13 protein-coding genes and 2 pseudogenes are annotated in these 13850 nt (G+C 65.1%); 3 read left to right on the plus strand and 12 right to left on the minus strand.

All coding sequences use genetic code 11. The annotated features are described in order from the left end of the window. Positions 1-4 precede the first annotated feature (4 nt). Positions 5-445: a helix-turn-helix domain-containing protein gene (locus HB634_RS14825; RefSeq protein ID WP_063571950.1), complete on the minus strand. Its 441-nt coding sequence runs from the start codon at positions 443-445 to the stop codon at positions 5-7. A 79-nt stretch (positions 446-524) separates the two neighbouring features. Here HB634_RS14825 and HB634_RS14830 point away from each other — a divergent pair, with 79 nt between their 5' ends. The 3 genes and pseudogenes from HB634_RS14830 to HB634_RS22910 form a co-directional block, all read left to right on the plus strand. Beyond that, positions 525-1319: an SDR family oxidoreductase gene (locus HB634_RS14830; RefSeq protein ID WP_063571949.1), complete on the plus strand. Its 795-nt coding sequence runs from the start codon at positions 525-527 to the stop codon at positions 1317-1319. A gap of 165 nt (positions 1320-1484) precedes the next feature. Beyond that, positions 1485-1823: pseudogene (locus HB634_RS22905) on the plus strand (DNA translocase FtsK 4TM domain-containing protein); the annotation flags it as partial. 729 nt (positions 1824-2552) lie between these two features. After that, positions 2553-4049, plus strand: a pseudogene (locus tag HB634_RS22910) (DNA translocase FtsK); the annotation flags it as partial. 158 nt (positions 4050-4207) lie between these two features. Here the strand turns inward: HB634_RS22910 and rbsB are convergent. The 11 genes from rbsB to HB634_RS14890 all read right to left on the minus strand — a co-directional run bounded on the left by rbsB (position 4208) and on the right by HB634_RS14890 (position 13847). Then, complete coding sequence (gene rbsB / locus HB634_RS14840) at positions 4208-5143, minus strand: ribose ABC transporter substrate-binding protein RbsB (RefSeq protein ID WP_213949090.1); 936 nt, start codon at positions 5141-5143, stop codon at positions 4208-4210. Between the two features lie 23 nt (positions 5144-5166). Beyond that, positions 5167-6111, minus strand: coding sequence for a ribose ABC transporter permease (locus HB634_RS14845; protein ID WP_063573114.1), 945 nt, complete (start codon positions 6109-6111; stop codon positions 5167-5169). A gap of 1 nt (position 6112) precedes the next feature. Next, positions 6113-7594 (minus strand): sugar ABC transporter ATP-binding protein, encoded by a 1482-nt coding sequence (locus HB634_RS14850; protein WP_213949091.1) that lies wholly within the window; start codon positions 7592-7594, stop codon positions 6113-6115. Next, entirely contained in the window at positions 7594-7992 is a 399-nt protein-coding gene (gene rbsD / locus HB634_RS14855) for a D-ribose pyranase (protein WP_213949092.1), read from the minus strand. Before rbsD ends, HB634_RS14850 begins: the two co-directional genes overlap by 1 nt. Further along, a complete protein-coding gene (rbsK, locus tag HB634_RS14860) occupies positions 7992-8885 on the minus strand; it encodes a ribokinase (protein ID WP_213949093.1) in 894 nt (297 codons plus the stop codon). The genes rbsD and rbsK overlap by 1 nt, the downstream gene beginning before the upstream one ends. A 116-nt stretch (positions 8886-9001) precedes the next feature. Continuing rightward, the gene (locus HB634_RS14865; protein WP_046968103.1) at positions 9002-9355 is read right to left on the minus strand and encodes a DUF971 domain-containing protein; all 354 of its coding nucleotides are present in this window, start codon (positions 9353-9355) and stop codon (positions 9002-9004) included. Between the two features lie 192 nt (positions 9356-9547). Continuing rightward, entirely contained in the window at positions 9548-10168 is a 621-nt protein-coding gene (locus HB634_RS14870; RefSeq protein WP_063572653.1) for a hypothetical protein, read from the minus strand. Positions 10169-10207: 39 nt separating this feature from the next. Continuing rightward, positions 10208-11548, minus strand: coding sequence for an ATP-dependent protease ATPase subunit HslU (gene hslU, locus HB634_RS14875; protein ID WP_213949094.1), 1341 nt, complete (start codon positions 11546-11548; stop codon positions 10208-10210). A gap of 4 nt (positions 11549-11552) precedes the next feature. Continuing rightward, complete coding sequence (gene hslV / locus HB634_RS14880) at positions 11553-12086, minus strand: ATP-dependent protease subunit HslV (RefSeq protein WP_063572655.1); 534 nt, start codon at positions 12084-12086, stop codon at positions 11553-11555. Positions 12087-12285: 199 nt separating this feature from the next. Then, the gene (locus HB634_RS14885; protein ID WP_213949095.1) at positions 12286-13164 is read right to left on the minus strand and encodes a tyrosine-type recombinase/integrase; all 879 of its coding nucleotides are present in this window, start codon (positions 13162-13164) and stop codon (positions 12286-12288) included. Further along, positions 13161-13847: a DUF484 family protein gene (locus HB634_RS14890; RefSeq protein WP_063574262.1), complete on the minus strand. Its 687-nt coding sequence runs from the start codon at positions 13845-13847 to the stop codon at positions 13161-13163. The genes HB634_RS14885 and HB634_RS14890 overlap by 4 nt, the downstream gene beginning before the upstream one ends. Between the last annotated feature and the right edge of the window lie 3 nt (positions 13848-13850).

Here is a 13850-nt window from a genome sequence, read left to right on the forward strand (position 1 = left end):
GAACTCAGCCCGGCATCACCAGATGCATCGGTGTCGCACTCAGCGGCGTACCGGTGCGCTGGTCGACCACCACCGCCTTGATCGGCTCACCCGTCTCGTCACTGGCCAGATGGCTCGTGGGCGGGCCGCCGCCGTTATAGGTGCGGCCCCATTCGCCAATGGCCGCCATGATCGGAATGAAGTCGCGCCCCGCCTGCGTCAGCACGTACTCATCGCGTGGCGGGCGCTCGCTGTAGCGGCGCTTTTCCAAGACGCCGGCCTCGGTGAGGGCCTTCAATCGACGCGAAAGGATGTTCGGCGCGATGCCGAGACTGGTCCTGAACTGGTCGAACTGGCTCATGCCACGGCTGGCATCCCGAAGGATGAGCACGCTCCAGGTGTCGCCCACGAAGGCGAGCCCACGGGAGATCGCGCAGGTACCGGAAGAAAGTTTGTCGATGTCCATTGCATTATGATATCGATGTCACTATCGTATGGCAACCTAGTTACTATCTTTTTGCAACTAACCCATCCGGAGAGACACCATGAGCATTGAAAACAAAGGCACGGCCATCGTGACGGGCGCTTCCTCGGGCATCGGCCAGGTCTACGCGGAGCGCCTCGCCGCCCGCGGTTACGACCTGATCCTGGTCGCCCGCCGTCTCGACCGCCTGGAGGCCCTGGTCACATCCATCGGCGAGAAGACCGGCCGCAAGGTCGAAGCCCTCAAGGCCGACCTGACCCAGAAGGCGGATGTCGCCCTCGTTGAGAAGCGCCTGAAGGAGGACGCCTCGATCACTTTGCTGGTAAACAACGCCGGCATCTCCCTCGAAGGCAGCATCCTCGATAACGACACCGCTGCCATCGAGCAGCTCATCGCCATCAACATCACCGCGCCGACGGTCCTCTCCGCCGCCGCTGCCAAGGTGTTCAAGGCCCGCGACAAGGGCGGCATCATCAACATCGCTTCTGTTCTGGCATTCGTGCCGGACCTGTTCGACGGCATCTATAGCGGCTCGAAGGCCCACGTGCTCAACGTCACCCTTGGCCTCGCCGCGCAGCTGAAGGGCACGAACGTGCACGCCCAGGCCGTGCTGCCGGGTGCCACCCGCTCGGAGATCTGGGAGAAGTCGGGCAAGGACGTCGACGCCCTGCTGCCGGGCATGGTCATGGAAACGGCCGACCTGGTCGACGCGGGCCTCCTGGGCTTCGATCGCGGCGAAGTCGTCACCATTCCGCCGCTCGCGGACGAAGGTCAGTACCTGGCCTACGACGCTGCCCGCCTCGCGATGGGCCCGAACCTCTCGCGCAAGGACGTGGCTCCGCGCTACCGCGTGTAACAGCGAACGCCGTTCGCACCGGGCGCCATCCGCTGATCGGGCCAGCCAAGCTGGCCCGATCAGCATGCTTCCGAGTGTGAACAGCGGCTTATCCCACCTTTACACATCGACGCGCACGAATGCGCGCTAAACTACGGGGCTCGCTCGATTCTCTTGCGGTTCGGCATGCCCTCTTTTGTTTTTGGCGCCTTCGGGCTGTCCACGCTCTGGCTACTCCCCCTGCTCTGGCGCATCGGCGCCGCGCTGTTCCGTCGGCGTCGTCCGCCCACGGTCGGGCCCGGTGCGATTCGCTTCTGGTCGGGGTTTGCTCTGGTCCTGCTGGCGAGCACCGCGCTCGAGGGCATCGTGATTTCGCATTACACCGACGATCCTTCCGTCGGTGGCGTTGTATGCCGCTGGCTTGGCACCGCGTTCGGTAGTTTCCCCGGCGCCGCCATCACCTCGCTGATCGCACTCGCGACCTTCGTCGTCGCACTGCCCTGGTACCTGGGCGTGTCGTGGTCTGCGGCCATCGTGCGTCTGAACGGGCTTCTCGAGCCGATGGGTGCGTTGGCCATCGAAGGCACGCGCCGCCTCATGACGCGCACGGCCTCCCGCGCCACGGGCCGTCGCCCTGCATCCGCCGTGCGCCGTGCCGACCGAGCGCCAGCCGCGCGTCGTCGCACCAAGGTGCCTGCGAAGCCTGCCAACCCAGCGCCGATTGCCAAGCCGGCCCATGCGACATCCACCCGACGCGACGTCCCGCGCGCCGAGCCGAAGAACAACGATCCTGTGCGTCCGTCGGTATCGACACCGGTGCTGCCGCGCCATCGCGTCAAACCCGACACCGTCATTCGTGAGCCATGGCTCGCACCGCGCGCGCTGGCTTCGGCGTCCCCCGAAAACGACACCGAGGAGCGCGACCTCGAGATCCATCGCGAGCCGGCACGGGTCGCCACGTCATACCGCACGCCAGAGCGACCGGTCATCGCAAACTCCGGACCGGCACGCGCGGAAGAACACTCGTTCACCGCTTTGCGTCGCGCCGAGGAAGAGCGCTTGCCTTACGAGTCGCTCGTGACGTCGGTTGCAGAGCCTGTCGTGCCTGCGGAACCCATAGCGCCCGTCGTCGAGCGGACCATTCCGGCGATCGCCCCCGTCTCGCGCTTCGCCGTGGCAGCCAACGATGCACCGCACGTCGAGCCGCTCCGCACCGTCACGCTGACGCCCGTGAGGCCACTGCGTAACGGCGGCGGTGTCAGCGCCGTCGGTATCCCTCCGTTGACCCTGCTCGCTCCGGCCTCACCCAGCTCGAATGCCGCGCTTGCCATTTCCGAGCAAGATCTCCGCGATACCGGCGAGTTGATCGAGCAACGCCTGCGCGAGTTCAAGGTTCCGGTGCAGGTCGTCGGCGCCTCGGCGGGCCCTGTCATCACGCGCTACGAAGTCGAGCCAGCCGTCGGTGTTCGCGGTAACCAGATCGTCGCGCTGATGAAGGACCTCGCGCGCGGCCTTGGGCGCACCACGATCCGCGTGGTCGAGACGATTCCGGGCAAGACATGCATGGGTCTGGAGCTGCCGAACGAACAGCGACAGATGATCGCGCTGTCGGAGATTCTCGATTCCGCGGAGTACCGCGAGTCCGATTCGCTGCTGACGCTGGCCATGGGCAAGGGCATCACCGGCGAACCGGTGGTTGCCGACCTGGCAAAGGCACCGCACATGCTGGTTGCCGGCACCACGGGTTCGGGCAAGTCGGTTGCGGTGAACGCGATGATCCTGTCGATGCTCTACAAGGCCACGCCTGAAGACGTCCGCATGATCATGATCGATCCGAAGATGCTGGAGCTTTCTGTTTACGAAGGTATCCCGCATCTGCTGGCGCCCGTGGTCACCGACATGAAGCTCGCCGCCAACGCGCTGAACTGGTGCGTGGCCGAGATGGAAAACCGCTACCGCGTCATGTCGGACCTGCGTGTACGCAATCTCGCCGGCTTCAACCAGAAGGTGCGCGAGGCACGCGCGGCGGGCAAGCCCTTGTTCAATCCCTTCCCCGCGCATCCGGAAGTGCCGGAGCATCTCGACACCTTGCCGATGATCGTCGTGATCATCGACGAGCTGGCCGACCTCATGATGGTGGCCGGCAAGAAGATTGAAGAGCTGATTGCGCGGCTGGCGCAAAAGGCACGTGCCGCGGGTATTCATCTGATCCTTGCGACGCAGCGTCCGTCGGTGGACGTGATCACCGGCCTGATCAAGGCGAACATTCCCACGCGCGTCGCTTTCCAGGTGTCGTCGAAGATCGACTCGCGCACCATCCTCGACCAGATGGGCGCGGAGAGTCTGCTCGGCCAGGGCGACATGTTGTTCCTGCCGCCGGGTACGGGCTATCCGCAGCGTATCCACGGTGCCTTCGTTGCCGATGAAGAAGTGCATCGTATCGTCGCGTGGCTGAAGCAGTTCGGTGAGCCGGATTACAAGGACGAGATCCTTGCCGGTCCGCCGAGTGAAGCCATGGACGGTGAGGCGGGCGAAGACGGCATCGATGCCGAGCTCGATCCCCTCTACGACGAAGCGGCGGCCTTCGTGCTGCGCTCTCGCCGTGCGTCCATCTCGTTCGTGCAGCGCCAGTTCCGCATTGGTTACAACCGCGCGGCGCGTCTGGTCGAGGCGATGGAAGCCGCGGGACTCGTTTCGTCGATGGGCATCAATGGTCAGCGCGAAGTCATCGCGCCGGGTCCTTCCGACTAGCGACACCCTGCATGCCCTGCTCTTGTAGGAGCCGATTCATCGGCGATGGGTGTTGCGACACCGTTAGGGATCGCCGATGAATCGGCTCCTACAAAGAACACAGCACGCAAGAAAAAGGCCGGCCACCGTGAGGTGACCGGCCTTTTCACACGCGACGCTTATTCCTTCGTGAGGAGCTTCAGCGGCACGGCGATCGACTTGTCGACCGTCTGCTTGTCGATCAGCTTCTTTGCCGTCTCGACGCCGAGCTTGCCGATCTCTTCCGGCTGCTGGGCGACCGTGGCGGCCATGGCGCCGCTCTGCACGGCAGTCTTGCCGTCGGGCGTGCCGTCGAAGCCGACGACGAGGATCTTCTTGTTCTTGCCAGCAAGGGCCTGCACCGCACCGAGGGCCATTTCGTCGTTCTGGGCGAAGATCGCCTGGACGTCGGTGTTGCCCTGGAGCAGGTTCTCGCTGACCGAAAGGCCCTGCGCACGGTCGAAGTTCGCCGGCTGCTGCGCAACGACCTTCATGCCGGTGGTGGCGATCTGGTCGTCGAAGCCCTTGCCGCGTTCACGCGCCGCCGAGGTACCGGCGACACCCTGCAGTTCGATGATGTTGCCCTTGCCGCCAAGCTGCTTGGCGAGGAAGTCCGCCGCCATCTTGCCGCCGGCGATGTTGTCCGACGCGATGTGCGACGCGACCTCGGCACCGTCGACGCCGCGATCGAGCGTGATCACCGGGATGTTCGCGCGCTGCGCGGACTGCACGGCACCCGCCAGCGCCGACGAGTCGGTCGGGTTAAGCAGGATTACCGAGACGCGCTTCTGGATCAGGTCTTCGACGCTGGAGATCTGGCGAGCCGGATCGTCCTGTGCATCGACCACCACCAGCTGCACGCCGGCGTCTTTGGCGGCCTTCTGGGCGCCGTCCTTGAGTTCGACGAAGAACGGGTTGTTCTGCGTCGACAAGGCCAGGCCGATCACCGGCGTACCGGAAGCGGCAGCGCCACCCGCGGTCGATGAAGCGGCGGGCGTGGATTCGCCCGGACCCTGCTGCGAGCAGGCCGCGAGCAGCGTTGCCGCTGCCGCGGCGAGAAAGGTGACTTTACGCATGGTGTATTCCCTCGTTTTGTTTTTTACTGCCGCCTGTCGAGCAGGACGGCGATCAGGATGACGATGCCCTTCACCACCTGCTGGTAGAAAGAGCTTACGCCGAGCAGGTTGAGACCATTGTTCAGGAAGCCGATCAGCAAGGCGCCGATCAGGGTGCCGAAGAGCCAGCCGCGGCCACCGGCCAGGCTGGTACCGCCAAGCACCACTGCGGCGATCGCGTCCAGCTCGTAGCCTGCACCAGCCGTCGCCTGCGCGGAGTACAGACGCGAGGTAAGCACGACGCCCGCGAACGCGGAGAGAAGACCGGAAAGACCGTAGATGGCGAGCTTCATCGGCGAAATACGCACGCCCGAGAGACGGGCCGCTTCTTCGTTACCGCCAATCGCCACGACATGGCGGCCGAACACCGTGCCGCGCAGCAGGAAGCCACAGAGGATGAAGGCGACGGCCATCCAGATCACCGGCAGCGGGATCAGGTTGGCGATATAGCCGCCACCGAGCATGGCGAAGCCGGGGTTGGTGACGGGGATCGGGCTGCCCTGCGTATACGACAGCGTGAGGCCGCGCAGCAGGGTAACCGTGCCCAGCGTGGCGATGAATGGCGCCACCCTGCCCCACGAAACCAGCGCACCGTTGACCATGCCGAGCACCGCGCCGAGCGCGAGGCCTGCGCCTACCGAGAGCACCATGCCGTGGCCGGCCGCCATGAGGCCGGCGGTAATCGCACCGGTGAAGGCGAGGATCGCACCCACCGACAGATCGATACCACCGGACAGGATCACGAACGTCATGCCGAACGCGATCAGCGCGTTGATCGACACCTGGCGCAGCACGGTGAGCAGGTTGCCCGTGGTAAGGAAGTCCGGACTCAGCACCGACAGCACGATGAAGAGAAGGAGCAGCCCGATGACCGAGCCGAGGCGCTGGAACAGCGTCTTGGCCTGGCTCCAGTTGAGTTGAAGCGTCATGTCAGTGGCCTCCGGTCGCGGCAGTCATCACGGTTTCCTGGGTGGCACCGTGGGCGTCGAGCAGGGCCGTTGCATGGCCCTCGTGCATCACCAGGATGCGGTCGCTCATGGCGAGCACCTCCGGCAGTTCCGAGGAAATCATGAGAATGGCCACGCCCTGCTCCGCGAGTTGATTGATGATGTGATAAATCTCGGCCTTGCCGCCGACGTCGACGCCGCGCGTGGGTTCGTCGAGGATGAGTACGCGCGGTTTGAGTGCCAGCCACTTGGCCAGCACGACTTTCTGTTGGTTGCCGCCCGAAAGCGCGCTGACATTGAGCTCCATGTCGCGCGTGCGGATCTTCAAGGCGTCGATCAGGCCCCGTGTCTGTGTCTTCTCGCCACCGCGATCGACCAGGCCGACATGCGCAGGTACCCGCGGCAGGCTGATGTTCTCGCGCAAGCTGAGGTCGAGCACCAGGCCCTGCGCCTTGCGGTCTTCGGTGAGAAAACCGAAGCCGGCGTGGATCGCCTGGTTGGGGTTGGTCGCGGTCACCACGTCACCGTCGAGCAGCACGCGGCCTTCGGAAGGCTTGTCGAGGCCGAACAACAAACGCGCCAGTTCGGTGCGCCCCGCGCCCAGCAGGCCGGCGACGCCAAGCACTTCGCCCGAACGAAGGTCGAAGCTCACGTCCTTCACCATGCCGCCGCTGATGTGTTCCACCTGCAGGCGAACCTTTCCCGGCGTGGAGCTGCGGACCGGGAAGCGCGCTTCGAGCGTGCGGCCGACCATCATCTTCACGACTTCGTCGAAGGCCAGCCCCGGCACGGGACGCGTGCCGACGAACTTGCCGTCGCGCAGGATGGAGATGCGATCGCAGAGCGCGAAGATCTCTTCCATGCGATGGGAAACGTAGACGATGCCCGTGCCCTTCTCGCGAAGCGCACGGATCAGCTTGAACAGGGTGGTCGTCTCGTGTTCGGTCAGCGCGGCGGTCGGCTCGTCCATGATCAGGACGCGCGCGTTCTGGCCGAGCGCGCGAGCAATCTCGACCATCTGCTGCGTGCCGACGGAAAGGCGTTCGACGCGGGTATCGGGGTCGAGCTTTTCCATCCCGACCTGGGCGAGCCACTCCATCGCCTTCTTCGTCATCGCCTTGCGATCCAGCAGGCCGAAGCGCTGGATCTCGCGACCGAGAAACAGGTTGTCCGCGATGCTGAGGGCCGGAATCAGGTTGAGTTCCTGATGGATGATCGCGATGCCGTACTTCTCGGCGTCGGCGGGCGTGGTGATCGAGACGGGCTTGCCGTCGACCTGGATCGTGCCGGAGTCCGGCGCGTAGATCCCCGTGAGGATCTTCATCAGGGTGGATTTGCCCGCGCCGTTCTCACCCATCAAGGCGTGTATTTCGCCGGCGACCAGTTCGAAGTCGACGCCTTCGAGCACCTTCACCGGGCCGAAGGCCTTGTGGATGTCGTGCATGCTGACCAGCTGCGCGGCCATCAGAAGGTCACGCCGGCATGCAGGATCACATTGGCGTACGGCGAGGTTTCGCCGGTGCGCACCACGGCGACGGCGCGTGCGCTGAACCGCTTGAGGTCGTCGTGCGATACCTCGTTCACGGGCACACCGTCCTTACCCAGTCGCGCGGCGAGCGCCACCATTGCCGGATTGTGCGCATGGATCTCGCTGGCGACCGTCACGCTTTCGACGGCGAGCTCGGCATACACGGCCTCGAACACGGTGGCGAAATCCGGCGTACCGGGCAGTACCGCCAGGTCGATGCACGGAACACCGTGCGGAACCGGTAGCCCGACATCGCCGATGATCAGCGTATCGGTATGCCCCATCGCGGCGATCACGCGATTGAGTTCCGCGTGAAGCAGGCCACTGCGTTTCATCAATGTGTCTCCAGGAACGCCGTGACCTCGTCGGCACGCGGCATGCCGCCCTGGGCGCCCAGGCGCGAGACGGCGATCGCCGCGGTGGCGCAAGCCTTGCGCACCGCCACGTCGAGGCCTTCGGCGAGGTACACCGCGAGCGCGGCGTTGAAAGTGTCACCGGCGCCGGTGCTGTCCACCGCGTCGACCTTGAAACCGCTCTGGTGCCGCGGCTCGTCGTCCTTGTCGCGGAACCATGCGCCGTCCTCGCCACGGGTCAGCACGACCGGGCAGGGGGCGCGTCGCATGAGCTCGCGGAAATCGGTTTCACCGTCCGCGCCGAGCACGGTGGCGAGTTCGTGCTGGTTCGGCGTGAGGAAGCGCACGCGCGACAGCCACTCGACCGGCAGCAACTGCGCGGGGGCGGGATTGAGGATGACGGGAACGCCCTCTTCCTGCGCAATGCGGAGCGTGGCGTCCACCGCGTCGAGGGGAATTTCCAGCTGGACCAGCACCGCGTCGGCGCCACGAATGATGTCGCGAGCAGCTTCGACCTGGGCGGACGTGACACGGCCATTGGCGGCAGGCACCACGACGATGCTGTTCTCGCCACCGGCGACCGTGATCGACGCCGTACCGCTGCCGATACCGTCAACCCGGCTCACGTGCGTCACGTCGACGCCCTCGGCGACGAGGCCTTCATAGAGCTGCTTGCCGAACGCATCGTCGCCGACGCAGCCGACCATCGATACCGAGGCGCCAAGGCGAGCGGCGGCGACGGCCTGATTCGCACCCTTGCCGCCGGGAATGGTTAGGAAACGGTCACCGGTCAGTGTCTCGCCCGGGCCGGCAAAGCGCGGCGCGAGGGTGACCAGGTCCATATTGATGCTTCCGACGACGACGATTCGCGTCATGCCATGTAGCTCCGCGGTGGTGACTTCGGAACGTCCGTTGTTCGCCGGTGTGATGGGGATGGCGCGCAAATATACGCCTTGCACGCGCAGGATGCTTTGATGCGCGTGCTTTCCATTTACCGGGAGAGTCCCTTGGCCTCGAGTTCAGCGAGGTAAGCGGGCCACGACGTGTCGTAGGCGCGACCGAGGTCGTACAGCGTGTCCCAACCGAAGATGCCACTGGCATGGCCGTCGTCGAAGCGGATCAGGACGCCGTAGTGGCCGGTCGGTTCGAGCGCGGTGATGCCGACGTTGCGCTTGCCGGCCACGAGCACCTTCTGTCCGGGGCCGTGGCCCTGTACTTCGGCGCTGGGCGAGTTCACCCGGAGATATTCACAGGGAAGTCGGAACCGTTCGTCGTTGTCGAAACTGACCTCGAGGATGCGCGAGGCCGAGTGCAGGACGATATCGAGGGGGCGCGGGCGGGACATGGGCCGGTGGCCTTGAATCAAATAAATGTAGGAGCCGATTCATCGGCGATGCTCTTGCCCTTGCCCTTGCCCTTGCTCGGTAGGAGCCGATTTATCGGCGATCCCTGCGGCGAGGGGTGTGCGCGAATGTTGCCGCGAGCACCCTTCGCCGATGAATCGGCTCCTACAAGAGAGCAAAAGAACTGCCTTGGTTTAGTGCGCGCTGCCGAAGCCGCCGCCGGTGTCGCCCTGTTCGATCGGTGGCGGGACGCCGGCAACGGCGAGCAGCGAGGTGGCGTAGGCGTCTTCCATGCTGATGGTGGAAATCTCGTCCCAGGAGAAGAACGACGGCTCGGTGAGCCATTCCGCATCGGGGGTGATTTCCTGCATGTTGAAGCCTTCTTCCTCCACGCTGACAAGCCGGCCGATGTAGCAGACCTCGGCTTCGTCTTCGCTGTCGACATGCACGCCAATGACCGGCGCGTGCGCAGCGGCGGCCTTGACCACCTGCTGGATATCGTCCAGCGGGAAATCCGCCGGCGGTGTCGGGCGGATGCCCTTCAGCGCGAGCGCTTTCTCCAGGAAGGTGCTGTGCTTGTCCGGGGCTTCGAATTCGGAGATGTCGCGATGCCGCATGATGTACATGCCGTCATAGCTGACGCCGTCGCCGATGACCCACAGAAGGAAAAATTCGCGGCCGACTCCGCCCACGTAGCCGCAGAAGCTGCCGTGTTCGAGTTCGTCACGCCACAGACGCACCAGCTGCTGACTGTCCTGCGCTTCACGCAGGCTCGCACGCTGGCCGTTGGTTTTGAGTTGAATAACCTTGCCCATATACGTCAATAGTTTACCAGAGGGGCGGCCCCTCATTGTTCAGAGGATGTAACGACTCAGATCCTCGTCCTTGACGAGCGAAGACAGCGTCTTGTCGACATATTCGGCGTCAATCGCATGCTTTTCGCCGGACTTGTCTGCTGCTTCGAAGGAAATGCGCTCCAACAGGCGTTCCATGACCGTGTGCAGGCGGCGGGCGCCGATGTTCTCGGTACGCTCATTCACCTGAAACGCCACCTCGGCCAGACGATCGATGCCGGACTCGGTGAACTCCAGCGTGACGCCCTCGGTGTTGAGCAGTGCAACATATTGCTTGGTCAGCGCGTTGTGCGGTTCGCGCAGGATGCGCTTGAAGTCGTCGACGGAGAGCGCCGACAGTTCCACGCGAATCGGCAGGCGCCCCTGCAATTCGGGAATGAGATCCGAAGGCTTGGCCAGCGAGAACGCGCCGGAGGCGATGAACAGGATGTGGTCCGTCTTGATCGCGCCGTACTTCGTCGACACCGTGGAGCCCTCGACCAGGGGCAAGAGGTCGCGCTGCACGCCCTCGCGGCTCACGCCCGCACCACCCCATTCCGAGCGCTGGGCGACCTTGTCGATTTCGTCGATGAAGACGATGCCGTTCTGCTCGGCGAGGTCCACCGCACGGGTGCGCAGCTCGTCGTCGTTGAGCAGCTTGCCGGCCTCCTCCTCGATCAACAGCGGGCGCGCCTGGCGGATGGTCATCTTGCGCTTCTGCGATTTCGAACCACCCAGGTTCTGGAACATCTTGCCCAGCTGCTGGCTCATTTCCTCCATGCCCGGCGGGGTCATGATCTCGACGCCGACGTTGGTGGCGAAATCCAGTTCGATCTCGCGATCGTCCAGCGCGCCTTCGCGCAGCTGCTTGCGGAGCTTCTGACGGGTGTCGCTGTCGATGGCTGGCGCCTGCGCGCCGGTGTCGTCCCAACCGGTGGCGGCCTGGCGGCGCGGGAGAAGCGCGTCTAGGAGACGGTCTTCGGCGGCGTCCTCGGCCTGGCTACGAACCCGGCTCTTGGCCTGGTCGCGCACCAGCTTGTAGGAGACGTCGGCGAGATCGCGGATGATCGACTCCACGTCCTTGCCGACATAGCCCACTTCGGTGAACTTGGTCGCTTCGACCTTCACGAAGGGCGCGTTCGCCAGGGTGGCCAGCCGCCGGGCGATCTCGGTCTTGCCGACGCCGGTCGGGCCGATCATCAGGATGTTCTTCGGCGTGACTTCCTCACGCATGCCCGGCTCCAGCTGCATGCGGCGCCAGCGGTTACGCAGCGCAATGGCCACGGCGCGCTTGGCGTCCTGCTGGCCGATGATGTAACGGTCGAGTTCGTTGACGATCTCGCGGGGAGTGAGTTCGGACATCGGCTCAGAGCTCCTCGATGGAGGTGTTGTGGTTGGTATAAATGCAGATATCGCCGGCAATCTTCAGGGATTTCTCCACGATCGTGCGTGCATCGAGCTCGGTGTTCTCCATCAGCGCCAGCGCGGCGGACTGCGCGTACGGACCACCGGAGCCGATCGCGATCAGCCCGTGGTCGGGTTCGAGCACGTCGCCATTGCCGGAGATCAGCAGGGAGGCCTCCTTATCAGCCACGGCGAGCATGGCCTCGAGGCGTCCCAGGCGGCGGTCGGTGCGCCATTCCTTGGCCATTTCCACGGCGGCACGGGTGAGATTGCCACCGTGTTTGACCAGCTTCTCCTCGAAAAGCTCGAAGAGGGTGAAGGCGTCAGCCGTGGCGCCAGCGAACCCGGCCAGGACATCGCCCTTGCCGAGGCGGCGCACCTTACGGGCGTTGGCCTTCATCACGGTATTGCCAAGGGTGACCTGACCGTCGCTGCCGATGACGACCTTGTCGCCCCGGCGGACGCAGACGATGGTCGTAGCGTGCATCGGTTCCATAGCGCGTTCCTTTAGGGAGTCGGCTAGACGTGGGGGCCGGGGCCTTAGGTAGCAAGCCTTGGGGTAGGCGGTGCCCTGGTAGGAGCCGATTCATCGGCGAGCTCTTTCTTCGGGTGGAGACTGAGGCAAGCAACCTAGGGCGCGCGGCTGCGCCGCGGGGTTATTCATTATTCGCCGATGAATCGGCTCCTACGTTTACCTATTTTCGCTTCGCGCGGGGATGCGCCGCGTCGTACACCTTGGCCAGGTGCTGGAAATCCAGGTGCGTATAGATCTGGGTGGTGGCGATGTCAGCGTGGCCGAGCAGTTCCTGCACGGAGCGCAGGTCGCCGGACGACTCCAGCATGTGGCTGGCGAAGGTGTGCCGGAGCATGTGCGGATGGACTCGCTTGGTCTGCCCGCTGGACAGCTTGGCCAGCCGCATCTGCACGGCACGGGCGCTGATCGGCGCCCCGCCGCGCCCCTTGAACACCGGCTGCTCGGGCCCGGCCCCGCCCAGGGCGGCGAGCGCTTTCAGGGCGGTGATCGCAAAACGGCCCACCGGGAGGATGCGCGTCTTGCTGCCTTTGCCGAGCACCCGTACCTGGCCATCCTCGAGATCGAGGTCGCCCCAGTGCAGGCCGGTGAGTTCGGACAGACGCAAGCCACTGGAATAGAACAGCTCCATCATGGCCGAGTCGCGCGGTGCGAGCGTGCCGCCGAGATTCGTCTCGACCAGCTCCTTCGCCTCATCGGCGTCCAGCACCTGTGGCAGCTTGCGGCGCACCTTCGGTCCGCGAACGGCGGCGGCCGGGTCGTGGGCCAGCTGGCCCTCCCGCGTGAGGTAACGGAATAGCGTGCGGCAGGCGGAAAGCAGGCGCTGGATGCTGTTGGGCTGCAGGCCACCACGATGTTCACGGGCGATCATGCCGCGAAGTCGATCGGGACTGAGCGCGTCGAAGCTCGTCAGTCCCTCGGCTTCCATGAAACGAAGCAGCTTTTCGAGGTCGCGGCGGTAGGCCGCCAGGGTGTGGACAGACGGCGCGCGTTCGGCGGAGAAATGCCGAAGGAAGGCCTCGACGGCCTCGCGCGGGCTCACGCCGCCTTCCGCGCCCGTTCGATCGCCGAGCCGACGGTGGTCGAAATCATGTCCAGGAACAGGGTGCCCATGCCCGGGTGGAAGCGGTCGGCGTCGGCGCTGCCGATGGCCAGCAAGGCGTCCGGCCCGACGCGCATCAGCGCGGCCGAACGAACATCCGGGGCCTCGTTGCCGAACAGGCGATGCAACTTGTCCGGCGCAAGGCGCCCGGCGACGGGGTCGGCGTGCTCCAGGAACGAGGCGAACTCCGGCAGGCCCGAGCTGCCGCGAGGCTCGCGAAGCAGCCACGGCTCATCGGGCAGGCCGGCCAGGTCGCCGAAGAAAACCAGGCGAATCCGCTCGGACTGGAAGTCCTCGGTCAGGCGACGGACCACGCTGCGCACGGTCTCTTCGATGTCCTTCGCGCTGAGCAGCGCAAGCATCAGACCGTGCACGCGGCGCATCAGTTTCTCGTTGTCGCCAGCGATGGCGGCCAGCTCCTTCAGCCGTGTTTCCAGCTCGGCGTTCTTGTCACGCAGGCCGCGCAGCTGGTGCACGGCGAGCGATGCCGCCGGTCCGTTGCTGCTGGGCAGGGTGAGCGCGTTGGCCAGTTCGGGGTAATCGGCGAGGAAATCCGGGTGTCGCCGCAGGTAGGACGCCACGGTGGCTGGCTTGATGTCGCCGTCGATCGCGGTGTCGGTCATGGG

Source organism: Luteibacter sp. dw_328, assembly GCF_018449605.1.
GTDB lineage: Bacteria > Pseudomonadota > Gammaproteobacteria > Xanthomonadales > Rhodanobacteraceae > Luteibacter.

Coding starts and splice junctions, on each gene's coding strand:
- HB634_RS14825 (WP_063571950.1), bottom strand. CDS start 445: ATGGACATCGACAAACTTTCTTCCGGTACCTGCGCGATCTCCCGTGGG.
- HB634_RS14830 (WP_063571949.1), top strand. CDS start 525: ATGAGCATTGAAAACAAAGGCACGGCCATCGTGACGGGCGCTTCCTCG.
- rbsB (WP_213949090.1), bottom strand. CDS start 5,143: ATGCGTAAAGTCACCTTTCTCGCCGCGGCAGCGGCAACGCTGCTCGCG.
- HB634_RS14845 (WP_063573114.1), bottom strand. CDS start 6,111: ATGACGCTTCAACTCAACTGGAGCCAGGCCAAGACGCTGTTCCAGCGC.
- HB634_RS14850 (WP_213949091.1), bottom strand. CDS start 7,594: ATGGCCGCGCAGCTGGTCAGCATGCACGACATCCACAAGGCCTTCGGC.
- rbsD (WP_213949092.1), bottom strand. CDS start 7,992: ATGAAACGCAGTGGCCTGCTTCACGCGGAACTCAATCGCGTGATCGCC.
- rbsK (WP_213949093.1), bottom strand. CDS start 8,885: ATGACGCGAATCGTCGTCGTCGGAAGCATCAATATGGACCTGGTCACC.
- HB634_RS14865 (WP_046968103.1), bottom strand. CDS start 9,355: ATGTCCCGCCCGCGCCCCCTCGATATCGTCCTGCACTCGGCCTCGCGC.
- HB634_RS14870 (WP_063572653.1), bottom strand. CDS start 10,168: ATGGGCAAGGTTATTCAACTCAAAACCAACGGCCAGCGTGCGAGCCTG.
- hslU (WP_213949094.1), bottom strand. CDS start 11,548: ATGTCCGAACTCACTCCCCGCGAGATCGTCAACGAACTCGACCGTTAC.
- hslV (WP_063572655.1), bottom strand. CDS start 12,086: ATGGAACCGATGCACGCTACGACCATCGTCTGCGTCCGCCGGGGCGAC.
- HB634_RS14890 (WP_063574262.1), bottom strand. CDS start 13,847: ATGACCGACACCGCGATCGACGGCGACATCAAGCCAGCCACCGTGGCG.